A 24,620-nucleotide genomic window follows, 5' to 3' on the forward strand; every position below is an offset into this window, starting at 1 on the left:
TCAGGTTAACTCATTACCGGTAACCGGCCATCAGCTCGCGGATCAGTGGGGTGTCCGCATCGCGATGGGTAGGCAGCTCGAAGCGGGCGCGAGCGATGGCGGTACGCGACAGCTCGGCGCTGATCAGGGTCTCGCGGTCGTCGGCCTCGGCGAGCAGTTCGCCGCGCGGGCCGAGGATGCGCGAGCCGCCCCAGAAGTGGCTCTGCCCTTCGGGACCGAAACGGTTCGCCATGATCACCGGGGTGCCGTAGGTCATGGCGTAGAAGCGCACGTTGAGCGCCCAGTTCTGCTCGTTGGAGAAGTCGTCGCTGACGATGCCCGAGGCCGAGTTGATCGGGGCGCAGAGCACCGTGGGGCGGGGCAGCAGGGCGGCGTGCACCAGTGCCGGGTTCCACAGGTCGGCGCAGATCAGCTGGGTGGCCGACCAGCCGGGGCGTATCGGGGTATGGGTGAGCTCGCTGCCGTGAGTGAACCACTTGCCTTCCTCGAGCCCGCCGTAGGTGGGCAGGTTGAGCTTGCGGTGCACGGCGACGATCTCGCCGTCCTGGAGGATGGCCAGGGCGTTGTAGTATTCCCCCGGGCTCGCCTCCTCGACGAAGCCCGCCACCGTCTGCATGTCGCCGCAGGCCCGGGCCAGGCTGGCCAGGCGCGGGTCCTCCAGGGGCATGGCGACCTGCATCACCTGGCTGCCCAGGCCGTAGCCGGTCAGGGAGAGTTCGGGGAAGACCAGCAGTTCCAGCCCCTGCTCCCGCGCCTCGGCGATGCGTTCGAGGTGTGCGGCCAGGTTGCCGTCCACGGCGCCTGGCTCGGCATTGATCTGCGCAGCCCCCACGCGCAGCTTGTCCTGGTAGTGCATGCAGACCCTCCTTTCCGTTTCGCCCATGAAGGATCCATGAGCGAGTCCCCGTGAACACGGAAGGCCGCCCGGAGGCGGCCTTCCTGTACGTCGATGGTCGGCATTATGCCAGCCGGTGGCGGGGAGTCACAGCAGGCCGTGCTCCTCGAGGAAGCTCTCGGCGACCCGCTCGATGGTCTCGCGGTCGACGTCGACCCGGGCGTTGAGGCTGGCCATGGTCTCGTCATCGAGCAGCTCGGAGAGGGCATTCATCTGTTCTTCCAGCTCGGGGAACTGCTCGAGGGTGTCCTGGCGCACCACCGGGGTCAGGGCGTAGGCCGGGAAGAAGTCGCGGTCGTCTTCCAGCACGTGGAAGTCGAAGGCCGGGATGCGGCCGTCGGTGGCGAACACCAGGCCGACATCTACCTGGCCGTCGCGCAGTGCCTGGTAGACCAGGCCGGAATCCATGCGGTTGACGTCGCGACGGCCGACCTGGAATTCATAGGCCTCCTGCAGCGGGCGCCAGCCGTCGTCGCGGGCATAGAACTCGGCGTTCAGGCCGATGCCGAGCTCGACGCCGTCGTTGATCGCCTCGGCCAGGTCGGAGAGCGACATGATCCCACGCTCCTCGGCGTCATCGGCGCGCATGGCCAGGGCATAGGTGTTGTTGGCCGCCGACGGAGCCAGCCATGCCAGGCCCTTCTCGGCGTCGAGCTCCTTGACGCGCTCATAGGTCTCGTCGGGGTCGAGCCGCTCGCTGATATCGTTGTAGTTGATCAGCGAGGTGCCGGTGTACTCCCAGTAGAGGTCGATCTGGCCGTTCTCCTGGGCCTGGCGCAGCACCGCCGAGCCCATGCCGGCGCGGCTGTCCACGTCATAGCCGAGCCCCTCCAGGTACTGGCTGGTCATGGTGGCGAGGATCTGCTGCTCGGTGAAGTTCTTGCCGCCCACCACGACATCGGCGGCCTGGGCGGTGGTCATGGCGCCTGCCAGGGCCAGGCCAGAGAGGGTTGTCATCAGGCGTTTCATGGTTGTCATTCCTCTTGTTGCGTTGGGAAGTGCGTTACGGGTCCTGCGATACCCGGGGCGTCCCTGCCGGATGATCGCCGGGTCTAGGCGCGGGAGGGGTTGACCCCGCGCGGCACCACGACGAAGGCGATGAAGGCGATCAGGGCATCGACGACGATCGCCAGCAGCGCCGTGGGAATGGCGCCGGCGAGCATCATCACCGGGTCGTAGAGGTCGATGCCGGTGAAGATCAGCTCGCCGAGGCCACCGGCCCCGATCAGGAAGGCCAGCGGCACGGTGCCGACATTGATGGTCAGGGCGGTGCGCATGCCGGCGAAGATCACGTAGAGCGCATTGGGCAGTTCCACCTTGAACAGGCGCTGGGTCGGTGACATGCCGATGCCGGCGGCGGCCTCCATCAGCGCCGGGTTGACACCCTTGAGCCCGGCGTAGGTGTTGCGCGTGATCGGCAGCAGGGTGGCCACGAACAGGCCGAATATCGCCGGTACCGTGCCGATGCCGAGAAAGCTCATGGAGAGTGCCAGCACCGCCAGGGTGGGGATGGTGGTGCCCACGTTGAGCACCTGCATCAGCGACTCCGCCCAGCGCGCCATGCTCGGCCGCGACAGCACGATGCCCAACGGGATGGCGGTCAGGATCGCCAGGCCACCGGAGACCGCGGTGAGCCAGAGGTGCTCGCCCGCCAGGTACTGCACATCGGGCAGGTAGAACAGGAAGTCGTCGATGACCCCGCTCGAGTGGCTCCACACACCGGCGAAGAAGATCGCCACCAGCAGCAGTGCGCGCAGGGCCCCTTTCATGGTCTGAATGGGCATCGGCTCACTCCTTGATGGCGGCGTCGGGATTCCGGGTGTCGCCCTGGCGGGGGCGGAACCGCGCGCCCAGGTGGCTGGTCATCGCCCGCTGGGTGATCTGGCCGCAGACCCGGCCATCCTCGTCGATGCAGGGCAGCCAGGTGGTGTCATGGGCGAACATCAGCGAGGCGGCCTTGCGCAGGTCGTCGTCCAGGCCGATCACCGCGGGCACCCCCTGGAAGTGGTCGCGGCAGTAGCCCTTGGTGGTACGTGCCACCGAGCGGCTGATGATGCCGGCGGGCTGGCCCCGGTCGTTCACCATCAGGATCGAGTTCTGGTAGCCGAAGTCGTCGATCTTCGCCAGGGCGGTCTCGAGGGTGTCGCCGGGGGTCACGGTACCGATCTCGTCGGTGACGATCTCGCGCACCTTGACCAGGTTGAGGCGCTTCAGCGCCCGGTCCTCGCCGAGGAAGGATTCGACGAAGGCGTCCTTCGGTGCTGCCAGCAGGTCATCAGGGGTGGAGTACTGGACCAGCCGGCCTTCGCGGAACACGGCCACGCGATCCCCCATCTTGATCGCCTCGTCGATGTCGTGGCTGACGAACATGATGGTCTTGTTGAGTTCCTGCTGCATCTTGAGGAACTCGTCCTGGATCACCGCACGGTTGATGGGGTCGATGGCGCCGAAGGGCTCGTCCATCAGCATCACCGGCGGGTCGGCGGCCAGCGCCCGGGCCACGCCGATGCGCTGCTGCTGGCCGCCGGAGAGCTCGCTTGGATAGCGCTTGAGAAAGGCGTTGGGTTCCAGCGCGATCATCGCCATCAGCTCCCGGGCGCGCTCCCGATACTTCGCCCTGTCCCAGCCCAGCAGCCTCGGCACGATGGTGATGTTCTCCTCGATCGTCATGTTGGGGAACAGGCCGATCTGCTGGATCACGTAGCCGATGTTGCGACGCAGGCTCTGGGTATCCATGCCGGTGGTGTCTTCGCCGTCGATGAACACCTTGCCGGAGGTCGGCTTCACGATGCGGTTGATCATCTTCAGCGTGGTGGTCTTGCCGCAGCCGGAGGGGCCGAGCAGGATGCTGATCTCGCCGGCGGGCACTTCCATGCTGATGTGGTCGGCGGCGACCACGGCGCCCTTGGGCGTGTCGAAGACCTTGGTCAGGTTATCGAGTCGAATCATGCAGGTTTCCTTGTCATGGTCTCGGTCGTCGGGGAGCCCGGGGCGGGATCAGGTCGCGGTGGCCTCGCGTGCCATGCCCTTGGGTGTCAGGGCTTTCTGCAGCGCCAGCAGTGCGTAGTCGACGATGATGGCCAGCAGGCTCACCGCCACGGCGCCGACGATCAGCTGGCGCGGATCGGACTGGGAGATCCCGCGGCTGATGAAGGTGCCCAGGCCCCCGGCACCGATGTAGGCGGCGATCGCCATCACGCCGATGTTGAGCACCACGGCGGTGCGCACCCCGGCCATGATCACCGGCACCGCCAGGGGAATCTCCACCTGGCGCAAGCGCTGGTTGGGGCTCATGCCGATGCCCCGGGCCGCCTCGCGCAGGGCGGGGTTGACGTTGTTGATGGCGGTGTAGGTGTTGCGGATGATCGGCAGCTGCGAATAGAGCAGCACCGCGATCACCGCCGGCACGTAGCCGATACCGTGACCGAAGATCGACAGCACCGGGATCATGATGCCGAACAGCGCGATCGACGGGATGGTGACGATGATCGAGGCCAGGTAGAGCACGGAGCGTGCCAGGCGCTCGTTCTTGGTGATGGCGATGCCGATGGGTACGCCGGTGAGGGTGGCGATACCCACGGCCACGCCCACCAGCGCGATATGCTCGATGGTGCGCGTGGTCAGCAGGTCGAGGTTGTCCAGTGCGTACTGAATCAGTTCCAAGTCGAGTCTCCTCTCGGCACGGCTCCGCGGAAGCTGGATTCCGTGAGCTTTCCCTGGGGCATGGCACAGCCCGCTGTCATGACAGAGTCTAGCCGCCACGCCATGGACCGCGGCGGTGATGTGTCCACGCTGAGGGGGCTGCGGTGGGTAGCGGGTGCGACAACCTGTCCCGCTCGAGTGACACAAGCTTAGCAGAGCCGGTTATCTATTTGTTTTGGCAATGGATGACGATGTGCAATGAGTGGAATTGATGGTTCTGATTCATGCCGGGCGCATCGGTGGACGATAGCCCGCAGAAATGAGAATGATTGACGTTATTGATGGTATCCGCCTTGATCGTGCCGGCATCCTGCCATTTCCGGGCGAGAAATCGTCGGGGGACTTCACATCGAAATCATACAGGACTAAAATGGTCCCCAATTGATCGCGAGGGCTCTCCTGGGCCCGCGCCCCTGAGGAGGCAGGCATGCTCAAGCTTTCACGGTTGACCGACTACGCCGCGGTGGTGATGGCCCAGATCGCTCGCCATCCGGAGCAGCCGCATGCGGCGGCGGAGCTCGCCGAGGCGGTGCAGCTGCCGCACCCCACGGTCTCCAAGACCCTGAAGATGCTGGTCAAGGCGGGGCTGCTCGAGTCGCGGCGCGGTGCCCTGGGGGGCTACTCGCTGGCGCGGCCGGCATCGCGCATCACCGCCATCGATATCATCACCGCCATCGAGGGGCCGGTGGCGATGACCGAGTGCAGCCATGCCGAGGGCGACTGTGATCTCGCCGCCACCTGCGGGGTGGCCGACAACTGGCAGCGCGTGTCGCTGGCGGTGCGCAGCCTGCTCGACAGCGTGACGCTGGCCCACCTGGCCGATACGACACCGATCAAGCTGCCGGTGCAGCTACCCATTCAGAGCGTGAGCCTGGCCGCCGACATGGCCTGAGCCACCGCACAGGATTCATTACCCGAGGCGAGCAGCGCTCGCCGGCCCAACCGCCCGGGAGGGGAAGCATCATGGCAAGTCAGGAAATGGAACAGCTCGTCCGTCGCGACTACAAGGAAGGCTTCGTGACCGACATCGAGAGCGATACGGTACCGCCGGGTCTCGACGAGAGCACCATCGCCTTCATCTCCAACAAGAAGGGTGAGCCGGAGTGGATGCTCGAGTGGCGCCTGAAGGCCTATCACCAGTGGCTGAAGATGACGCCGCCCTCCTGGGCGCACCTGGACTATCCGCCCATCGACTACCAGGCGATCTCCTACTACAGCGCGCCCAAGCGCCCGGAGGACCGTCCCCAGAGCCTCGACGAGGTGGACCCCAAGCTGCTCGAGACCTACGAGAAGCTGGGCATCCCGCTGCACGAGCGCGCGGCACTGGCCGGCGTGGCGGTGGACGCGGTGTTCGATTCCGTCTCGGTGACCACCACCTTCAAGGAGAAGCTGCACGAGGCGGGGGTGATCTTCTGCTCGATCTCCGAGGCGATCCGCGAGTACCCGGAGCTGGTCAGGCAGTATCTCGGCACTGTGGTGCCCCAGGGCGACAACTACTTCGCGGCGCTCAATTCCGCGGTGTTCACCGACGGCTCCTTCGTCTTCGTGCCGGAAGGCGTGACCTGTCCCATGGAGCTCTCGACCTACTTCCGCATCAACGCCGCCAACACCGGCCAGTTCGAGCGCACCCTGATCATCTGCGAGAGCCGCGCCCAGGTCTCCTACCTGGAGGGTTGCACCGCGCCGATGCGCGACGAGAACCAGCTGCATGCCGCGGTGGTCGAGCTGGTGGCCCTGGAAGACGCCTACATCAAGTACTCCACGGTGCAGAACTGGTACCCCGGCGACGAGGACGGCAAGGGCGGCATCTACAACTTCGTCACCAAGCGTGGCGACTGCCGCGGCGACCGCTCGCGCATCAGCTGGACCCAGGTCGAGACCGGCTCCGCCATCACCTGGAAGTATCCCTCCTGCGTGCTGCGCGGCAAGGAGAGCATCGGCGAGTTCTACTCCGTGGCGGTGACCAACGGCCGCCAGCAGGCCGACACCGGCACCAAGATGATCCATATCGGTGAGGGCACGCGCTCCTACATCGTCTCCAAGGGCATCTCCGCCGGAAGGAGCAACCAGTCCTATCGCGGCCTGGTCAAGGTCGGTCCGCGGGCGAAGAACGCACGCAACTTCACCCAGTGCGACTCCCTGTTGATCGGCGACCAGTGCGGGGCCCACACCTTCCCCTACCAGGAGATCGGCAACAGCAGCGCCACCGTGGAGCACGAAGCGACCACCTCGAAGATCGGCGAGGACCAGCTGTTCTACTGCCAGAGCCGCGGCATCTCCGAGGAGGACGCGGTGAGCATGATCGTCAACGGCTTCTGCAAGGACGTCTTCCAGGAGCTGCCGATGGAGTTCGCGGTGGAGGCCGAGGCGCTGCTGAACGTGACCCTGGAAGGCGCCGTCGGCTGATCGCCGGCCGCCGAATCGATGAATTTTCCGACGCCGCCGGGGGCGGCGCGAACCGAATCAAAGGTATTCAAGATGCTCGAAGTCAAGGACCTGCACGTCACCGTCGAGGGTTCCGAAATCCTCAAGGGCCTCAACCTGACCGTCAAGGCGGGGGAGGTCCACGCCATCATGGGGCCCAACGGGGCCGGCAAGTCGACCCTCTCCGCGGTGATCGCCGGCAAGGACGGCTACGAGGTGAGCGCCGGCTCCATCACCTTCGAGGGGCGGGACGTGCTGGAGATGGAGATCGAGGAGCGCGCCCAGGCCGGGCTGCTGCTGGGCTTCCAGTACCCGGTGGAGATTCCCGGGGTCAAGAACATCTACCTGCTCAAGGCGGCGCTCAACGCCCAGCGTCAGGCCCGTGGCGAGGGCGAGATCCCGGCACCGGAGTTCATGAAGCTGGTCAAGGAGAAGCTCGCCCAGATGAAGATGGATGCCAGCTTCCTGCAGCGTGCCGTCAACGAGGGCTTCTCCGGTGGCGAGAAGAAGCGCAACGAGATCCTGCAGATGCTGGTGCTGCAGCCCAGGCTCGCCATGCTCGACGAGATCGACTCCGGCCTCGACATCGATGCCATGCGCGTGGTGGCCGATGGCGTCAACTCCCTGCGCGCCGAGGATCGCGGCATCCTGCTGGTGACCCACTACCAGCGCCTGCTCGACTACATCGTGCCGGACCAGGTGCATGTGCTGGTCGATGGGCGCATCGTCAAGAGCGGCGACGCCGAGCTGGCCAAGCAACTCGAAGCCCGCGGTTACGAATGGGTGCTGGAGGAAACTGCCGCATGAGTGATGTCCAAAATGACGTGAAGCGCTTCCTCGAGCGCCTGGCCGAACGTGCCGCTGCACGAGGTCCCGAACCGACCTGGATCGCCGCCCGTCGCCAGGCCGGTGCCGCCCGCTTCGAGGCCATGGGCTTTCCCCATCGGCGCGTCGAGCAGTGGAAGTACACCGACGTGCGCGCCATCGCCCGTGGCGACTTCGCCCTGGCCACCGACGCCGACTTTTCCCCGGCCACGGCGGCCACGCTGACGCTGCCCATCGAGGCGCATCGTCTGACCTTCGTCGACGGGCGCTTCTCTGCCGCCCTGTCGCAGCTCGACGACCTGCCCGCCGGCGTGCAGCTGCTGCCGCTGTCCCGCGCCCTCGAGGAGAACCACGAGGCCGTGGGCGGTCCACTGGGCCGACTGACCGGGGTCGAGTTCTCGTCCTTCTCGGCGCTCAACACCGCCTTCATGGAGGAGGGGGCCGTGCTGCGCCTGGCGCCGGGTACCGTGGTCGAGAAGCCGATCGTGCTGCAGTTCCTCTCCCGGGAGGGCGAGGCGCCGGTGATGAGCCATCCGCGCATCCTGGTCGAGGCCGGGGGGCGCAGCCAGGCCACCCTGATCGAGCATCACGTGGGCGAGGAGCGCGCCGCCAACTTCACCAATCTGGTGGAGGAGATCATGCTGGATCGCGGTGCCATCCTGACCCACTACAAGCTGCAGGAGGCCCCGCTCGCCGACCTGCACGTGGCCAGCATCCATGTGGAGCAGGGGCGCGACAGTCGCTACACCTCGTTCAACCTGAACCTGGGGGGCGGCCTGGTGCGGACCGACCTGGTGGCCGACCTCAACGGCCAGGGGGCGGAGACCCACTACAACGGCCTGTTCTACGGCCAGGGTCGCCAGCACGTGGATACCCATACCCTGGTCAACCACAACGCGCCGCATACCCTCTCCAACGAGAACTACAAGGGCATCCTCGATGACCGCGCCCATGGCGTGTTCAATGGCAAGGTGATCGTCAAGCGCGACAGCCAGAAGATCGAGGCCTACCAGAACAACGCCAACCTGCTGCTCTCCGATCGGGCGGAAATCGACACCAAGCCCGAACTCGAGATCTACGCCGACGACGTCAAGTGCTCCCACGGCGCCACCACCGGTCAGCTCGACGAGGAGGCCATCTACGCCCTGCGCACCCGCGGCATCGACGCGCAGACCGCCCGGGGCCTGCTGACCCTGGCCTTCGCCGGTGAGGTGATGGAGCAGGTGGACCTCGACGCCGTGTCCGAGCGCGTCGAACTGGCCGTGGCCGGCAAGCTGCCCGAACGCTTCAACCTGGCCGGCCTGGTGGAAGCCTCGGTGGCTCTCGGTGAGCAATGAAGAGGAAGCTGCCATGACTGACCTGGCCACCAGAACCCCGCTCGATGTCCCGTCCCTCGACGTGGCCGCGATCCGTGCGGACTTCCCGATCCTGTCGCGTCAGGTGCATGGCAGGCCGTTGGTCTATCTCGACAACGCCGCCACCAGCCAGACCCCGCGGCAGGTGATCGAGGTGTTCGACGACTACTACGGCCGCTACAACGCCAACATCCATCGCGGGCTGCACACCCTCGCCGACGAGGCCACGGCGGCCTTCGAGGGCACCCGCGAGACGGTGAGGGCCTTTCTCCACGCCGCCGAGAGCCGCGAGATCATCTTCACCCGCGGCACCACCGAGGCGATCAACCTGGTGGCCAATGCCTGGGGACGTGCCAACCTGAAGCCGGGCGACGAGGTGCTGGTATCGTTGCTCGAGCACCACTCCAATATCGTGCCCTGGCAGTTGCTGGCGGGTGAGCTCGGCATCGTGATCAAGGTGATCCCGGTGGACGAGCGTGGCGTGCTGGATCTCGATGCCTACCGTGCGCTGTTCAGCGAGCGTACCCGGCTGGTGGCGGTGAATCATGTCTCCAACGCCTTCGGCACCGTCAACCCGGTGCGCGAGATGGCCGCCATCGCCCATGCGCATGGCGCCCTGATCCTGGTCGACGGCGCCCAGGCCACGCCCCACCAGGCGGTGGACGTGCGCGACATCGACGCCGATTTCTATGCCTTCTCGGGTCACAAGGTCTACGGGCCGACCGGCGCGGGCGTGCTCTACGGCAAGGCCGAGCTGCTCGAGGCCATGCCGCCCTGGCAGGGCGGTGGCGAGATGATCCGGACCGTCTCCTTCGAGACGCCCACCACCTTCGCCGGGATTCCCCACAAGTTCGAGGCCGGGACCCCGGCCATTGCCGAGGTGATCGCCCTGGGGGCGGCGCTGGAGTGGGTCGAGGGCGTGGGGCTCGACGCCATCGGCACCTGGGAGCAACGCCTGCTGGCGCATGCCACCGCGCGTGTCTCGCGCATCGACGGCCTGCGTATCCTGGGCACGGCGCCGGGCAAGGCCGGCGTGCTGTCGTTCGTGGTCGACGGGGCTCATTCCCAGGACATCGGCCTGCTGATCGACCAGCTCGGCGTGGCGATCCGTACCGGCCACCACTGTGCCCAGCCGTTGCTGACGCACTTCGGTGTGGATGCCACCTGCCGGGCGTCGTTTGCCGCCTACAACACCCTGGAAGAAGTCGATGTCTTCGCCGAGGCGCTCGAACGCGTCATCGGCATGGTGCGCTGAGGAGCCCCATGAGCACTATCGAGCAGATTGACGGCCTCGTGAAGGGCCAGACGCTGCCACTGCAGCGCGATGTGGAGGCGATCTCCATCCCCTTCGGCAAGACCGTGACACTGGCCGAGGACAGCCTGGTCAGCGTGATGCAGGCCAAGGGCAGCTCGGTCAGCGTGGGCTTCGAGGGGCGACTCTACCTGATCGAGGGAGCGAACCTGGATGCCCTGGGGCTCGAGGCGCTGCCCCGGCCGACCCTGTCCGAGGACGCCACGGACGAGGAGATCGAGCAGTTCGTCTGGGACCAGCTGCGTACCTGCTTCGACCCGGAGATTCCGGTCAACATCGTTGACCTGGGCCTGGTCTACGGCTGTCGTATCGAGCGACTGATCAGTGGCGAGCGCATCGTCACCATCCGCATGACCCTGACCGCACCGGGCTGCGGCATGGGCGACGTGATCGCCGCCGACGCCCGCAACAAGATCCTGGGGGCCCCGCAGATCAGCAAGGTGCACACCGAGATCGTCTTCGATCCGCCCTGGAGCCGTGAGATGATGAGCGACGAAGCCAAGCTGGAACTGGGCATGTTCTAACCCCGCGGCCGGGGAGATCGATGCACGCGCTGCTGTTGAGGTTCTTCAAGGTGTTGCTGATGTCGCTGGGGGCGCTGCTGCTCCTGGCGGCGCTGCTGTTCGTGGGAGGCAACCTCTGGGTGCTCGGCAAGACCCAGGCGCGCATCGAGCACGAACTGCCGTTGTGCGGGGCCGAGCGGGTGGGGATCGTCTTCGGCACCTCGCACTGGACCCGCAGCGGGGTACGCAACCCCCACTTCGATGCCCGCATGAGCGCCTCGGCACGCCTGATCCGCCTCGGCCGGATCGACCACCTGCTGCTCTCCGGCGACAACCGCACGCGCTTCTACAACGAGCCCGTGACCATGTGGCGGGACCTGCGTGGCCGCCATGTCCGCGACGAGGACATGACCCTGGACTACGCGGGCTTCAGTACCTTCGATACCCTGACCCGGGCCCGCGAGGTGTTCGGCGTGGAGCGTGCGCTGCTGATCACCCAGTCGTGGCATCTGCCGCGGGCGCTGTACATCGCCGAGACCCTGGGGCTCGAGGCGACCGGCTGTGCGGTGCCGTCACGGCCGGTGGCGGGGGTATGGCGGCTGCAGGCGAGGGAGTGGGTGGCGCGGGTGGCGACCCTGGGGGATCTCCACGTCTGGGGCCGGGAGCCCTACTTCCTGGGACCGCTGGAGCCGCTGGAGATCGCCCCCCGCACCTGGGAGGCATGGGTGCTGGAGGAGGCGCCTCCGGTCGAGTAGCCGGCGCCGGCAAGCGCCGGCTCAGCGGCGCTGGCGCTGCTTCTGCAGGGCGTAGAGCTCGCGTATCAGTGCCCGGCAGCCCTTCCAGCACTCCTCGATGATCGGCTCGATGGGGTCCGGCAGGGGGTGGGTGAAGAGGGTGGAGAGTGCCTGCATCAGCACCCGCTCCTGCTCGAGCAGCTCGCCGATCAGCACCTGGCTGTCGTTGCCGACGAAGCTCTTCAGCCGACTCCACAGCCACATGTAGTCGTCTCGCTCGACATCGGCATCGCGGGGCAGGAGGTCGAGGTGCTTGCGGGCCAGCTCCTGCAACTCGTGCATCGACTTCGCCCTGGCTTCGTAGTGGGGCTTGAGGGCGTCGCGCAGGGACGGGCGCAGGCGCTCCAGATTGTCCTGAAAATAGTCGATGCTGTCGGCCAGCGCCTCGAGGACGCTGTCCATCGCCACCTGGCGATTATCGAGAAACATGAGCGGTCACCTCCTCCGGTGACGGCGATTGTGGCGGGGGAAACACTGTTTTACTACCCCTGCGGGGAATTAATTTCCCCTTTTTACAAGTCCGGGTGCTTTTCTCGCAATTACCCCTTGGGTTTAGGGGGGGGCTTGCGCTGCGTGACGGCATTCTTCTCGATGTGTTCGATGATCAGGCCGGCGATGTCCTTGCCGGTGGTGGCCTCGATACCCTGCAGGCCGGGCGAGGAGTTCACTTCCATGATCACCGGGCCGTGGTTGGAGCGCAGCAGGTCGACGCCGGCCACCCTCAGGCCCATCGCCTTGGCGGCGCGGATGGCCGTGGAGCGCTCCTCCGGGGTGATGCGAATTGAGGTGGCGGTGCCGCCGCGATGCAGGTTGGAGCGAAACTCGCCATCGGCGGCCTGGCGCTTCATCGATGCCACCACCTTGTCGCCGATCACGAAGCAGCGGATATCGGCCCCCCGGGCCTCCTTGATGTACTCCTGGACCATGATGTTGGCCTTCATGCCCATGAAGGCCTGGATCACGCTCTCGGCCGCCTGATTCGTTTCGGCCAGTACCACGCCGATGCCCTGGGTGCCCTCGAGCAGCTTGATCACCAGGGGGGCCCCCTTGACCATGGTGATCAGGTCGGGAATATCGTCCGGGGAGTGGGCGAAACCGGTGATCGGCAGCCCCAGCCCCTTGCGCGACAGCAGCTGCAGCGAGCGCAGCTTGTCACGGGAGCGGGTGATGGCGACCGAGTCGTTGAGCACATAGGTGCCCATCATCTCGAACTGGCGCAGCACCGCACAGCCGTAGAAGGTGACCGAGGAGCCGATGCGCGGGATCACCGCGCCGAACGGCTCGATCTCCTGGCCCTTGTAGTGGATCGAGGGGCGGTGCGAGGCGATGTTCATGTAGCAGCGCAGGGTGTCGACCACCCGGGCGGTATGGCCCCGTTGCTCGGCCGCCTCCACCAGGCGGCGGGTGGAGTAGAGGTTGCGATTGCGTGACAGCAGCGCGATATGCATGCAGGACTCCGGGTCGATGGCCGGGGAGGCCGTCAGGGTTCGCCGTGGAGGAAGGCGGCACCGGGCGCCACCAGCAGGCGACGCAGGGCGCGGCGTCCCAGCAGCATGGGGTGACGCATGTCGCGGCGATCGGTCAGGCTCAGTTCCACCGGGTACTCGAGCTCGCCCAGGCGCATCGGCGTACGGATCACGTAGCGCCACTCGGCCTGGCCGTTGGAACTGGTCACGCGGCGGCGATCGTGCAGGTGCAGGCGATGCACGTGCGCCGGGGTGCCGGGGCCGCCTCCGCGGGTGGTGAAGCTGACCCAGAGGTGGCCATCCTCCTCGAAGGACTCGATGTCCTCGGCATGCAGCGCCGAGGTGCGAGCGCCGGTGTCGGCCTTGGCGCACAGGGTCAGGTGCAGTTCCGGCAGGGTGACCATCTCGCGACGGCCGATCACCGCCTTGGGCGTGTAGGGTAGTTCTTTCATCGTCTCGCTCCCGGGTCTCGGCACTCAGCGTGACAGCTCGGCCAGGCGACGGCCGATGGCGCTGTCCTCGGTGGCTTCGCGCAGCGTCATCAGCACCGGCAGGCGCAGCCGCGGCACCAGGGCCAGGTCGCGGACCAGGGCGGTGAAGTCGACCTCCGGTTGCTCCGCCAGGCGCGTGAGGAAGCGCGGCAGGCGTTCGCCGTGCTCGAGATGGGTCCAGCCACGGCCGGCGATGGCCGCGAGCAGGTCGGGGCCAGAGGCGCCGGGATCATCGAGCAGCGCATCGAACCAGGGGCCGGCGATCGCTGCCGAGGCACCGCCCATGGCCCGCACGCAGGCACAGAAGCCCTCGATGTCGCCTGCATCAGCGGCGGCTTCCCCGCGCTGGCGGAGTGCCCGGGCGAGGTCGTCATCGATGGCCACATGTTCAAGACAGTAGCACAGCGAGGCGAGCACTTCGTCGGGCAGGTCGGGCAGGCGTGCGGCCAGGGCACGGCTCGCCCCGTCGTCCATGCGCACGGCGAAGTCGGCGAGCCCCTGCAGGCCCAGGGCGCGCCAGTCGACCTCCTGCTGGCCGCTGAGATAGGCCTCTGCCGGCTCCAGGTGCTGGCTGGCCGGCAGGCCCAGGTCCCGGCTGGCCCGGGCGTGCAGGATGGCCTGGAAGGGCAGGGCGGGGGTGAAGGCCAGCGGATTGTCCTTCATCAGGTTGTCCACCGCGTCGCCGTGCTCGCGACCCACGGCGGAGACACTGCGGCCCAGGGTCTCGAGCAGGCGGTGGACGAAGGCGTCCCGCGGCGCGGGGACCAGGTGGCCCTGTTCGTCGAGGGGCAGGGCGAGGAACCAGATCAGCGGATCGCGTACCTCGCCGAGGCGAAACACCAGGCCGAGGCGTGCCTGGCCACGCCAGGGAGCCGGCCAGGCCAGTTCGCCGGCCTCGAAGGCGGCCAGGGTCGCCAGGTCGCAGGATTCCACCCGGCGCCCCAGGTGGTAGAGATGGACCTCTGCGCCACTGCGCGCGAAGAAGTCGTGAAGGCTATGAATCGGTTGCATGCTACCTCCTCTCGGACCGTGCACTCTACCGCGGGGATCGGGCGCTGTCAGCAGCGGCCGGCGACGCTGACGTGCGAAGCCCTGGTCAGAAAATGACCGATGGCGGGGATCGCCCATGGCGCCTGGGCGAGCGCCGACTTTCCAGAGATTATCCACAGGGACGTTCAGGGAATCTGTGAACGGTGCACAACGGAGCTCCGCAGGCGGGAAGGGGCGACCGGGGTGGCCAGCGACGGGACCGAGCAGGGATAATGGGGGGACATGCCATAGAGGGTTCGACATGACTGCTCACGAGGAACTCGACGCCGCCCTGCGCGAACTCGAGGCCACCATGAAGGTCGCCAACCTGTGGCGCATGGCAAGGCCCGTACCCGAGGCCTTCGACAGTGTGCAGCCGTTCTGCGTGGACACCATGGCGCTGCCGCAGTGGCTGCGCTTCGTGTTCATCGCTCGCCTGGACACCCTGGTGGAGGAACGGGCGCCCCTGCCGGAGAAGTGCGAGGTGGCCCCGGCGGTGGATGCCTACATGATCCAGCACGGGGCCAGCAACAGCGAGCGATTGCTGATGCGCAAGGTCGTCGAGGAGATCGATCGCCTGGTCACCGAGAACTAGGACCAGGGAACCCGATCCGACATGCCTTACTACTTTGCCTACGGCAGCAACATGAATCCGGCCCGGGTCGCGGCACGCATTGGCGACACGCGCCGCGTGCTCGCCGGGGTCCTGCACGACCATGCGCTGCGTTTCGACAAGGTCTCGAAGGTGGCGGGCATCGCCCACGCCAACGTGGCGCCTGAGACAGGGGCTCGGGTCGAGGGCGCCCTGTTCGAACTCGAGCATCCGGAACAGATCCGGTTGATGGATCCCTTCGAGGGCTATCCCCGCGAGTACGATCGCCACCGCCTGCCGGTGGCCACCTCAGAGGGGGTCATCGAGGCCTGGGTCTACATCGCCGCGCCCGGCAGCACGGCCATGGCCCTCAAGCCCGCCCGGGAGTACCTGATGCATCTGCTGGCGGGCGAGGCCTTCCTCAGCCCCGACTATCATCGACGCCTGGCGGCGGTGGAGGCCGTGGCCGGCCTGGATGACCATGCCCTGGGGCAACTGGGGCTCTCGCGGCATACGCCGCGCTAGCCGAACAGGTTGCCCTGCACCTCGCGCAGGTGCTCCTCGAGGAGTGAGCGCGACGTCTTCTCGTCGCGGTCACGCAGCGCGGCCACGATGGCGCGATGCTGCATCTCGTAGCGTCGCCGCCGTTCGGCCGTCAGCGAGACACGCTTGAGCCGTCCCCACTCGCCCTCCTCGCGGACGACATTGGTCAGCTCGAGGATGCGCAGGAAGAAGCTGTTGTGGGTGGCCTCGGCGAAGGCCTGGTGAAGGGCACCATCCCAGTGCTCGAACTCCTCGACAGAGCTGGCCGCCTCGGAACGCACGAGGCACTCCTCCATGCGTTCGAAGTCGGGAGGGGTGGCATAGCGCACGATGAGCGAGACCATCTGCGGCTCGATCAGCACCCTGGCCTCCATCAGCTGTGCCGGGCTCGTCTGGGTGGCGACCGAGGCCCCGGCCTGGCGCTGCTGGACCGTGGCGGGCAGTTTCCCCATGGCTCCATCGGCGACGAAGGTTCCGCTCCCCACCACCTGGGTGATCAACCCCTGCTCCTTGAAGTTGGCCAGCACGCGACGCACGGCCCCCCTCGAGACCTGGAAGGAGTCGCTCAGTTCCCGTTCCGTCGGTAGCCGATGCCCCGCTGGGAAACTGCCGTTCTCGATCTGTTCCTGCAAATAGCTGGCCAGTGACATGGCACCGCCAGCCCGTACCATTCGGTGCGTCGACATCGCTCTCACATCCAGTGTCAGGCCGGAACCATTCGGTCTCCAGCAATGACCAATTTAACCTATCTGGGTTTATTGGGCAAAAAAACCCTTGAATTGGTACTTTTATGTTCCTATTCTCGAGTGATGCAGGACCAAAAAAGAACCTATGGAGAACCAATAGCATGCAAATCGCCACCCTATCGTCAGGCCAGGGGCAGCGCTCCTTCGTTGCCCTGCTTGACAGCGACCGGGGGCGCTACTGGCCCATTACCGACCTCGTCGACGGCTTCGACGGAGACATGGTCGAGTTGATCCGGGCGTGGGAATCCCTCGCCCCGCAACTGCAACCCCGCGGGGAGGGGTATCCGCTGACGGATGCCCGGCTGGAGGCGCCGATACACCCCCATCGCAACATGTTCTGCGTCGGCAAGAATTACTACGAGCATGCCACCGAGTTCAGCAACTCGGGGTTCGACAGTAGTGCCCAGGCCGGAGAGGTCGTCCCCGAGCATCCGATCGTCTTCACCAAGGCCTATTCCACCCTGATTGCCGATGGTGACGAGATTCCCCGGCATGCCGGGGTGACCTCCCAGCTCGACTACGAGGCCGAGTTCGCCGTCATCATCGGCAAGGGGGGGCGTGGGATCAAGAAGGCCGATGCCTTCCAGCACGTCTGGGGTTATACCATCGCCAATGACGTCACCGCTCGTGACCTGCAGAAGAAGCATCGGCAGTGGCATCTCGGCAAGTCGCTGGACGGACTTTGCCCCCTGGGTCCCTGGATTACCACCGCCGATGCCATCGATCCGGGCAATGCCACCATTCGCTGCTGGGTCAACGGCGAGTTGCGCCAGGAGTCGAACACCGGCCTGCTGATCTTCGACATCCCCACGCTGATCGAGACGCTGTCGGCAGGTATCGAGCTCAAGCCCGGCGACGTCATCCTCACGGGGACACCGGTCGGGGTCGGCATCGGCTTCGATCCCCCGCGCTTCCTGGATACGGGGGATGTGGTACGCATCGAGGTGGATGGCATGGGGGTGCTGGAGAACGCCGTCGGCAAGTGATGCCCCCCGCCCGGATGGGCCCGGTGCGGCGCCGGGCAAGCACGAGATCACGTCCGCGACAGCAACAACAAGACAGACAAGGAGTTGCACCATGATCAACAAGCGTTTCCGCGCTCGCTTCACGACACCCATGATGGCTGCCGCCTGCCTGCTGGCGGTCCCGCCGGCCATGGCCCAGGACGATTTCTATGCAGGCAAGACCCTGCAGGTCGTCGTGCCCTTCGGGGAGGGCGGTGCCACCTATGTGGCAGCCAAGTTTCTCGAGCCCTTCTTCGAGAAACACCTGCCCGGCAACCCTCGTGTGGATGTCCAGACCCGTCCCGGCGGTGGCTCGATTCTCGGCGCCAACTGGTTCGAGCAGAATGCCGAACCCGATGGCGAGACGCTGCTGTTCACCACCTCTTCCACCTCCAATCCCTATGTACTCGGGCTCGATGCGGTGGAGTACGACCTGGCCTCCATGCGCCCGGCCTATAGCCTGCCCTTCGGTGCCGGTATCTATGTCTCGCCGAGTACCGGCATCGAGAGTGCGGCCGACCTCAGGGATGCCGGGACACCGTTGATCTATGGCGGCATTGCGGCGGCCGCCAGTGACCTGCCGGTGCTGCTGGCCTTCGAACTGCTCGAGCTGGACCTGCGCACCGTACTCGGCTTCGACGGGCGTGGTCCGGCCCGGCTGGCGTTCGAGCGGGGCGAGACGAACATCGATTTCCAGTTCACCCCGGCCTACATGTCCCAGGTCGTGGACATGGTGGAGGCCGGCACGGCGGTGCCGATCATGTCCGGTGGCTCGGTCGGCGAGGATGGGGTGCTGTCGGCTCGTGATCCGGCCTTCCCCGACTACCCCTCGGTCCACGAGGTCTACGCGGAGCTGAACGGCGAGGCCCCCTCCGGCGTGGTGTGGGATGCCTATCAGTCCATCGGTTCCGTCACCTTCAACTACGGCCTGACCGCCTACCTGCCCGAAGGGACCCCGGACGAGGTGCTCGAGGTCTTCGAAGCGACCATCCAGGCCATCAACGAGGATCCCGAGTACCAGAGGCGTGCAGCCGAAGCCGTGGGTGGCTACTCGTTGCTGCCCGCCTCGGAGATTACCGACTCGCTCGCCGCGGCACTCCAGCCCTCCGACGAGGTGCGCGATTACCTGCGTGACCTGCTTTCCGACAAGTACGACGTGGCGCTCTGATCCACGGCCGGCTGCCCTTGCGTCCCGGGAGGCGAGGGTAGCCGGCATTTCCATCCATTCAGGGAAGACCTCGTGATCGACAATATCGCTTCGGCAATCGGTATCCTGTTCGAGCCCATCCGCCTGGCCGCCCTGTTCGTCGGCATGCTGGCCGGCATGGTGTTCGGCATGCTGCCGGGCCTCGGAGGCGTGGCCGCCGTCTCCATCCTGCTACCCTTCATCTATCTGCTGGACAGCTACGCCGGACTGGCCATGCTGCTCGGCGCAATCTCGGTGATCTATACCTCGGATACCATCACCTCGGTGCTGCTGGGGGCGCCGGGCTCACCGGCCTCGGCACCCACGGCCATCGAAGGTCATGCCCTGGCCAAGCAGGGCAAGGCCTCGCTGGCGCTCGGCGTGGGGTTTCTCGCCTCCATGGTCGGGGGGCTGTTCGGGGCATTGATCCTGTCGGTCGCGATCCCTGTCGCCGGTCCTGTCGTGTTGGCACTGGGAACACCCGAACTCTTCATGTTCGCCCTGGTGGGCCTCTGCTTCGCCGCCAGCATGGTGGGCAAGGACATCGCCGTGGGGCTCGCCGCCGCCTGCTTCGGCATCCTGCTCGGGGTGATCGGGGCGGCTCCGGCGGCCGCCAACTACCGCTTCATCTTCGGCCAGTCCTACCTGATGGATGGCCTGTCGCTGCCGGTCGTGGCCCTGGGGCTCTTTGCCGTGGCCGAACTGATTGGCATGGTCGCCAGCGGTGGCGGGATCGCGAATCGCAGTACCCCGCTGGGCCGGTGGGGCGAGAGCTTCAGGGAATTCTGGAAGCACCGTTGGCTGGTGGTGCGCTCCTCGGTGATCGGCATCTTCGGTGGCTTCGTGCCGGCCGTCGGTGCCAGTGCCTCGACCTGGATCGCCTACGGTCATGCCTTGCGCTCCACCCCGGACAAGCGCCGCTTCGGCAAGGGCGAGATCCGCGGCGTCGCCAGTGCCGAAGGGGCCAACAATGCCACCGTGATCTCCGACCTGGTGCCGACCATGCTGTTCAGTGTCCCCGGCGGGCCGGCGGCGGCGATCTTCCTCGGTGCGCTGTTCTCGTTCGGGTTCTATCCCGGGCCACGGATGGTCAGCGAGAATCCGGACTTGATGTACATGATCGTCTGGAGCGTTGCCCTGGCCTCGGTGCTCGGTGCCGCCATCTGCTTCGCCGTCACCCCCTATATCGCCCGCCTGACCCGTATCCGCTTCGCCCTGATCGCCGCGCCACTGCTGCTGATCATGATCGCCGGTGCCTTCCAGTCCACGCGTACCTATGGTGACATTGCCATGCTGCTGTTGCTGGGCGTGATCGGCTGGTTGATGAAGAATGCCGGCTGGCCGCGGGCGCCGGTGCTGGTGGGCTTCGTGCTGGCCACGCCGATGGAGCAGTACTTCTGGCTGACCACGCAGATCCATGGCTTCGCCTGGCTGACTCGTCCGGGTGTGCTGGCCATCGGCTCGCTGATCGTCATCCCGATGCTGCTGGGGGGATACCGGCGGCTGCGTCGGCGGGGCCAGGCCGAGCCCGAACGCGGAGAAGGGAACGCCACCCACTCCCATGGCGGTGTCGATGAGGTACGCCGGGACACCGCCGTGACCCTGGTGGTTGCCGGCCTGATGGTGGTGGCATTCGCCTACGCCTTCTTCGAGATGCTGGGTTTTCGCTCCAGCGCTAGGTTGATGCCCTCGCTGGCCATCGTGCCGGGGCTTACGCTCGCACTGTTCATCCTGGGACGACAGGTGGTGAGGCTGCGTCGGGTGGGCGGCGTGGTCAACCTCGATTCCCGCAATGAGTTGCCGGTACTGGGGGGGATCCTGCTCTACGGCGTCGGGATCTGGCTGGTGGGCTTCAACCTGGCGACGCCGCTGCTGCTAGCCTGGTTGTTGCTGCGCCATGCCGGAATGCGGCTGTTCACCGGTCTGCTCTATGGACTGGTGGTCTATGCCACGGCCCAGCTGATGTTCTGGTTGATGCGCATCACGCCGCCGGTGGGAAACCTGATCAACCTGCCGATGCCGTGGTAACTGCCCCTGCAGCTGCAATGCAACGAGGCCCGCCATCGGCGGGCCTCGTCGTGTCGGGCGGGGGGCTCAGAAGCGGTAGCTGATGCCGCCCATCACCACCCAGGGGTCGATATTGACGGTGCCGGCATCGGCGCCACCGACGGTGGCGTCGGAGTCGATATCGATGTACCAGGCGGCGGCGTTGAGCGCCCAGTTGTCGTCGATCAGCAGGTCCACGCCTACCTGGCCGGCCGCGCCCCAGGAGCTGTCGAGTTCGAGGTCCACACCTTCCACATCCAGCTTCTCGCTGGAGAAGCGGGTGTAGTTGATGCCGGCGCCGACATAGGGCTGGACCCGGGCCGCGGTGCCACCCAGCGGGTAGTACTGCACGGTCAGGGTCGGCGGCAGATGCTTGGTGGACGCCAGGTTCTGTCCGTTCAGGTTGATGTCATGCTCGAAGGGCAGGGCGGCGAGCAGTTCCACGCCGACCTTGTCGTGGAAGCGGTAGCCCAGGGTGAAGGCGAAGTTGGTGTCGTCCTGGACGTCGACGTCCAGGGCGCCGTCGACCAGGCTGCCGTTGTCGCTCTTGGGGGCCACCTTGGCCACGCCCAGGCGGGTGAAGAAGTCGCCGGCGCCGTAGGCGAAGGCCTGGGTGCTGGTGGTGAAGGCGGCGGCGGCCAGGCCGGCGGCCAGCAGGGTGGGGGCGAAGGGCTTGCGCATGGATCGACTCCTTGGCGGGGACTGAGGGGTGGTTTCGTTCGCAATGATCGAATACCGCCATTCTACTCAGTGCGTAATAACGCTTTCTTGATCCAGGGCAATAGTTTCTGAAGCCGGCCATTTCTCCTCTCGCCCATCACGACGACGCCGGGCACTGGGCCCGGCGTCGAGGTGGCATCGTCGATGGGGAAGCCTCAGAAGCGGAAGGTCACGCCACCACCGATGGTCATCGGGTCCACCTTGGCCGTGCCCTGGCGCTCGCCGGCGACGGAGATGCGCGAATCGACGTCGGCGTAGTTGGCGAAGCCGTTGAGCATGATGTTGTCGGTCACGGCAAGGTCGATGCCGACCTGGCCCACGGCGCCATAGCTGCGACGGGCATCGATGCCTTCCGGCTCTCCGGAGAAGCGGGTGTAGTTCAGGCCCGCCCCTACATAGGGCTGGACGCGCGAGTCCAGGCCGCCGAGCGGATAGTAGTTGACCAGCAGATTGACCGGCATGCGGTCGATGGTGCCGAGGTCGCCCCCGCCCAGGGTAAGGTCATGCTCGATCTTCTCGGAGGTGTTGAGCTCGAGGCCGATGTTGTCGTGGAACAGGTAGCCGGCGCCCAGGGTGAAGCCTGTCTCGCCGCTGCTGATCCCGAGGTCCTGGCCCAGTACCTCGCCGTTGTCGGAACGGGTATCGCTCTTGGCGAAGCCGCCGCGGACGAAGACGTCGCCGGCGCTGTAGGCCAGGGCGGCCTGGCCGGCCATGGCGAAGCTGGCGGCAATCACGGTGGCAGAAAGCATCTTGGTCTTGGTCATCACGGGGTCCTCCCTAGGGTTTCTTTCCAGAAACGTCAGTTACCTGAACTGTTGATCCGTCAACAGCGTGCCGGCTGATCCGGCATGAGCGATGGGATGATTATAGGAAACAGCGTTTCTAAAAGTCTTGTAAAAAATTGTTATGGCCGCCGAGATGCTGATACAGCCGCTTTATCGATCGGCTCTCCCATTGAGGATAGGGCCATGTGATGAAGTTTTGCAATGTTTGTACAAAAAATGTCGCGCTGCAGCGTGTCGGCTCGCGTCAGCGCCCGGAATCGTCTTGAATAGGAGCAGGCGACAAGGAGAGCCGTGATGAGGAGCGAGACACGTCGGCGCCTGCCGTGGACGGCGCTGGGATCCATCCTGCTTGCTGCGGGCCTGGCGGTGTGGCTGCTGCTGCAGCCGACGCTGCTGCGCGACCTGCCGATGTGGCTGCGATTGCCGCTGATGGCATTGGGCATCTGGGCGCTGGGCTCGGCCTTCATGCTGGCGCTCGGCGTGCAGGCCCGCTGGCCCTGGCTGAGGCGGGCCTGCTCGCCGCCCTGGAGCCTGGTGGCGCTGGCACTGTTCACCCTGGTGCTCCTGCTGCGGGCCCTGACGGGCTGAGGCTGGTTGCCACCCCGCCGAAACCGCAGGAAGCCGCCCCCGGGGGCGGCTTCCTGCGGTTGGCGCGTCGGGGCAGGGCCGAAGCGGCCCCGCCCGATCGATCAGGCCCGGTCGAAGGTGTCGAAGTCGGCCGTGATGGCGTCCGTCGGTTCCTCGGTGGCCAGGCTCGCCACCACGATGGCGATGTAGGCGAAGATGACCCCCGGCACGATCTCGTAGAGGTCGAACAGCCCGCCGGAGAGCTCGGCCCACACCACCACGGTGACGCCGCCCACCACGATGCCGGCCAGGGCGCCCCACTTGTTCATGCGACGCCAGTAGAGCGACATGATCAGCGCCGGGCCGAAGGCGGCGCCGAAGCCGGCCCAGGCGTAGGCCACCAGGTCGAGCACCGTGGCATCGGGGTTGAGCGCCAGCAGGTAGGCCAGCACGGCGATGCCGATCACCGCGAAGCGGCCCACCCAGACCAGCTCGGTCTGGCTGGCGTCCTTGCGGAAGATGGCCTTGTAGAAGTCGTCGGTCAGCGCCGAGGAGGAGACCAGCAACTGGGAGTCGGCGGTGGACATGATGGCGGCCAGGATGGCGGCCAGCAGGATGCCGGCGATCACCGGGTGGAAGATCAGGTTGACCATCACCATGAACACGGTCTCGCCGTCGGCCAGGTCGCGCTGCACGAAGCCCACGCCGAGCAGGCCCACGGCGACGGAGCTGACCAGGGCGATGGCGGTCCAGGAAACGGCGATGCGACGGGCGGCGGGGATGTCGCGGTCGCTGCGGATGGCGGCGAAGCGGGCGAGGATGTGCGGCTGGCCGAAGTAGCCCAGGCCCCAGGCCAGGGAACTGACGATGCCGATGACCGACAGCGCCTCGCCGGTGGAGGCATCCCGGAACCAGGCGAGCATGTGGTCGCTCTCGGCGGCGAGCGCCGCGCCGGCGCCGCTCGCCCCGCCCAGGTCGCTGAAGGCGATGATCGGCACGATGGCCAGCGCCGCGGCCATCATCAGGCCCTGGATCAGGTCGGTCCAGGAGACCGCCAGGAAGCCGCCGATGAAGGTGTACATGATGATGGTCAGGGTGCCGATGGTGACGGCGATGCGGTAGTCGAAGCCGAACACCGTCTCGAACAGCCGGCCGCCGGCCACCAGGCCCGAACTGGTGTAGAAGAGGAAGAACATCAGGATGAAGATCGCCGAGATCACCCGCAGCAGGTGCGACCTGTCCTGGAAGCGGTTGGCGAAGTACTCCGGCAGGGTCAGGGCGTCGCTGACCTTGAAGCTGTAGAGGCGCAGGCGTCGTGCCACCACCAGCCAGTTCAGCCAGGTGCCGATCAGCAGGCCCACGGCGATCCAGCTCGCCGAGATACCGCTGACGTAGGCCGCGCCCGGCAGGCCGAGCAGCAGCCAGCCGGACATGTCCGAGGCCCCGGCGGAGATCGCCGAGGTCCAGGGGCCGAGCGAGCGGCCGCCGAGGATGTAGTCGGAGAGGTTGGTGGTGCGCTTGTAGGCGACGATGCCGATGCCGAGCATCAGCGCCAGGTACACCACGAAGGTGAAGCCGATGGCCATGTTGTTCTGAACCATGAGGGGGTTCCTTCAGTTTATTGTCGTAACCGAC

26 protein-coding genes are annotated in these 24,620 nt (G+C 66.4%); 13 read left to right on the forward strand and 13 right to left on the reverse strand.

Going from position 1 to position 24,620, the window contains the following annotated elements:
• Nucleotides 1-13: 13 nt before the first annotated feature.
• From ACOMD9_RS09820 to ACOMD9_RS09840, 5 genes are all read right to left on the reverse strand, one after another.
• On the reverse strand, nt 14-856 hold the full coding sequence (locus ACOMD9_RS09820) for a nitrilase-related carbon-nitrogen hydrolase (protein WP_421414254.1): 843 nt from the start codon (nt 854-856) through the stop codon (nt 14-16).
• A gap of 126 nt (nt 857-982) precedes the next feature.
• Nucleotides 983-1,864: a glycine betaine ABC transporter substrate-binding protein gene (locus tag ACOMD9_RS09825; RefSeq protein WP_421414257.1), complete on the reverse strand. Its 882-nt coding sequence runs from the start codon at nt 1,862-1,864 to the stop codon at nt 983-985.
• Nucleotides 1,865-1,947: 83 nt separating this feature from the next.
• Nucleotides 1,948-2,679: an ABC transporter permease gene (locus ACOMD9_RS09830; RefSeq protein ID WP_421414259.1), complete on the reverse strand. Its 732-nt coding sequence runs from the start codon at nt 2,677-2,679 to the stop codon at nt 1,948-1,950.
• 4 nt (nt 2,680-2,683) lie between these two features.
• A complete protein-coding gene (locus ACOMD9_RS09835) occupies nt 2,684-3,844 on the reverse strand; it encodes an ABC transporter ATP-binding protein (RefSeq protein ID WP_421414260.1) in 1,161 nt (386 codons plus the stop codon).
• 48 nt (nt 3,845-3,892) lie between these two features.
• The gene (locus ACOMD9_RS09840; protein WP_421414262.1) at nt 3,893-4,558 is read right to left on the reverse strand and encodes an ABC transporter permease; all 666 of its coding nucleotides are present in this window, start codon (nt 4,556-4,558) and stop codon (nt 3,893-3,895) included.
• A 466-nt stretch (nt 4,559-5,024) separates the two neighbouring features.
• Here ACOMD9_RS09840 and ACOMD9_RS09845 point away from each other — a divergent pair, with 466 nt between their 5' ends.
• The 7 genes from ACOMD9_RS09845 (at nt 5,025) to ACOMD9_RS09875 (ending at nt 11,771) form a co-directional block, all read left to right on the forward strand.
• Nucleotides 5,025-5,489: an SUF system Fe-S cluster assembly regulator gene (locus ACOMD9_RS09845; protein WP_421414263.1), complete on the forward strand. Its 465-nt coding sequence runs from the start codon at nt 5,025-5,027 to the stop codon at nt 5,487-5,489.
• Nucleotides 5,490-5,560: 71 nt separating this feature from the next.
• A complete protein-coding gene (gene sufB, locus ACOMD9_RS09850) occupies nt 5,561-7,003 on the forward strand; it encodes a Fe-S cluster assembly protein SufB (protein ID WP_421414265.1) in 1,443 nt (480 codons plus the stop codon).
• A gap of 72 nt (nt 7,004-7,075) precedes the next feature.
• The gene (gene sufC / locus ACOMD9_RS09855; RefSeq protein ID WP_421414267.1) at nt 7,076-7,828 is read left to right on the forward strand and encodes a Fe-S cluster assembly ATPase SufC; all 753 of its coding nucleotides are present in this window, start codon (nt 7,076-7,078) and stop codon (nt 7,826-7,828) included.
• The gene (gene sufD / locus ACOMD9_RS09860; protein WP_421414269.1) at nt 7,825-9,183 is read left to right on the forward strand and encodes a Fe-S cluster assembly protein SufD; all 1,359 of its coding nucleotides are present in this window, start codon (nt 7,825-7,827) and stop codon (nt 9,181-9,183) included. Before sufC ends, sufD begins: the two co-directional genes overlap by 4 nt.
• A 13-nt stretch (nt 9,184-9,196) precedes the next feature.
• Entirely contained in the window at nt 9,197-10,456 is a 1,260-nt protein-coding gene (locus ACOMD9_RS09865; RefSeq protein WP_421414271.1) for a SufS family cysteine desulfurase, read from the forward strand.
• Nucleotides 10,457-10,464: 8 nt separating this feature from the next.
• Nucleotides 10,465-11,037 carry a putative Fe-S cluster assembly protein SufT gene (sufT, locus tag ACOMD9_RS09870; protein WP_421414273.1) on the forward strand — a complete coding sequence of 191 codons (573 nt, stop codon included), beginning with the start codon at nt 10,465-10,467 and terminating at the stop codon, nt 11,035-11,037.
• 20 nt (nt 11,038-11,057) lie between these two features.
• Complete coding sequence (locus ACOMD9_RS09875) at nt 11,058-11,771, forward strand: SanA/YdcF family protein (protein ID WP_421414275.1); 714 nt, start codon at nt 11,058-11,060, stop codon at nt 11,769-11,771.
• 21 nt (nt 11,772-11,792) lie between these two features.
• Here the strand turns inward: ACOMD9_RS09875 and ACOMD9_RS09880 are convergent, their stop codons facing one another.
• From ACOMD9_RS09880 to ACOMD9_RS09895, 4 genes are all read right to left on the reverse strand, one after another.
• Nucleotides 11,793-12,239 carry a hypothetical protein gene (locus ACOMD9_RS09880; RefSeq protein ID WP_421414277.1) on the reverse strand — a complete coding sequence of 149 codons (447 nt, stop codon included), beginning with the start codon at nt 12,237-12,239 and terminating at the stop codon, nt 11,793-11,795.
• Between the two features lie 110 nt (nt 12,240-12,349).
• The gene (gene rimK / locus ACOMD9_RS09885; protein ID WP_421414278.1) at nt 12,350-13,258 is read right to left on the reverse strand and encodes a 30S ribosomal protein S6--L-glutamate ligase; all 909 of its coding nucleotides are present in this window, start codon (nt 13,256-13,258) and stop codon (nt 12,350-12,352) included.
• A 32-nt stretch (nt 13,259-13,290) separates the two neighbouring features.
• Nucleotides 13,291-13,728: an ATP-dependent zinc protease family protein gene (locus ACOMD9_RS09890; protein ID WP_421414280.1), complete on the reverse strand. Its 438-nt coding sequence runs from the start codon at nt 13,726-13,728 to the stop codon at nt 13,291-13,293.
• Nucleotides 13,729-13,752: 24 nt separating this feature from the next.
• Nucleotides 13,753-14,778 (reverse strand): DUF3549 family protein, encoded by a 1,026-nt coding sequence (locus ACOMD9_RS09895; protein WP_421414282.1) that lies wholly within the window; start codon nt 14,776-14,778, stop codon nt 13,753-13,755.
• Nucleotides 14,779-15,058: 280 nt separating this feature from the next.
• On the opposite strand from ACOMD9_RS09895, the gene ACOMD9_RS09900 reads away from it, so the two are divergent.
• Both ACOMD9_RS09900 and ACOMD9_RS09905 read left to right on the forward strand, forming a co-directional pair.
• Nucleotides 15,059-15,391, forward strand: coding sequence for a YqcC family protein (locus ACOMD9_RS09900; RefSeq protein WP_421414283.1), 333 nt, complete (start codon nt 15,059-15,061; stop codon nt 15,389-15,391).
• Between the two features lie 21 nt (nt 15,392-15,412).
• On the forward strand, nt 15,413-15,913 hold the full coding sequence (locus ACOMD9_RS09905) for a gamma-glutamylcyclotransferase family protein (RefSeq protein WP_421414284.1): 501 nt from the start codon (nt 15,413-15,415) through the stop codon (nt 15,911-15,913).
• On the opposite strand, the gene ACOMD9_RS09910 is transcribed toward ACOMD9_RS09905, so the two are convergent.
• Nucleotides 15,910-16,617, reverse strand: a complete 708-nt coding sequence (locus ACOMD9_RS09910) for a FadR/GntR family transcriptional regulator (RefSeq protein WP_421414286.1) — start codon at nt 16,615-16,617, stop codon at nt 15,910-15,912. The two genes, ACOMD9_RS09905 and ACOMD9_RS09910, sit on opposite strands and share 4 nt — an antisense overlap.
• 161 nt (nt 16,618-16,778) lie before the next feature.
• Between ACOMD9_RS09910 and ACOMD9_RS09915 the strand changes: the two genes are divergently transcribed.
• From ACOMD9_RS09915 to ACOMD9_RS09925, 3 genes are all read left to right on the forward strand, one after another.
• Nucleotides 16,779-17,663, forward strand: coding sequence for a fumarylacetoacetate hydrolase family protein (locus tag ACOMD9_RS09915; protein WP_421414287.1), 885 nt, complete (start codon nt 16,779-16,781; stop codon nt 17,661-17,663).
• 91 nt (nt 17,664-17,754) lie between these two features.
• Entirely contained in the window at nt 17,755-18,849 is a 1,095-nt protein-coding gene (locus tag ACOMD9_RS09920) for a Bug family tripartite tricarboxylate transporter substrate binding protein (protein WP_421414288.1), read from the forward strand.
• A gap of 72 nt (nt 18,850-18,921) precedes the next feature.
• Nucleotides 18,922-20,895, forward strand: coding sequence for a tripartite tricarboxylate transporter permease (locus ACOMD9_RS09925; protein ID WP_421414290.1), 1,974 nt, complete (start codon nt 18,922-18,924; stop codon nt 20,893-20,895).
• A 66-nt stretch (nt 20,896-20,961) separates the two neighbouring features.
• Here ACOMD9_RS09925 and ACOMD9_RS09930 read toward each other — a convergent pair whose 3' ends face one another.
• On the reverse strand, nt 20,962-21,594 hold the full coding sequence (locus ACOMD9_RS09930) for an OmpW/AlkL family protein (RefSeq protein ID WP_421414292.1): 633 nt from the start codon (nt 21,592-21,594) through the stop codon (nt 20,962-20,964).
• A gap of 194 nt (nt 21,595-21,788) precedes the next feature.
• Nucleotides 21,789-22,397: an OmpW/AlkL family protein gene (locus tag ACOMD9_RS09935; RefSeq protein ID WP_421414293.1), complete on the reverse strand. Its 609-nt coding sequence runs from the start codon at nt 22,395-22,397 to the stop codon at nt 21,789-21,791.
• 315 nt (nt 22,398-22,712) lie between these two features.
• On the opposite strand from ACOMD9_RS09935, the gene ACOMD9_RS09940 reads away from it, so the two are divergent.
• Nucleotides 22,713-23,006, forward strand: a complete 294-nt coding sequence (locus ACOMD9_RS09940; RefSeq protein WP_421414295.1) for a hypothetical protein — start codon at nt 22,713-22,715, stop codon at nt 23,004-23,006.
• A gap of 101 nt (nt 23,007-23,107) precedes the next feature.
• Here the strand turns inward: ACOMD9_RS09940 and putP are convergent, their stop codons facing one another.
• A complete protein-coding gene (gene putP / locus ACOMD9_RS09945) occupies nt 23,108-24,586 on the reverse strand; it encodes a sodium/proline symporter PutP (RefSeq protein ID WP_421414297.1) in 1,479 nt (492 codons plus the stop codon).
• Nucleotides 24,587-24,620 lie beyond the last annotated feature (34 nt).

The sequence above is a fragment of the Halomonas terrestris genome (genome assembly GCF_049166755.1).
In the GTDB taxonomy this organism is placed as follows: Bacteria; Pseudomonadota; Gammaproteobacteria; order Pseudomonadales; family Halomonadaceae; genus Halomonas.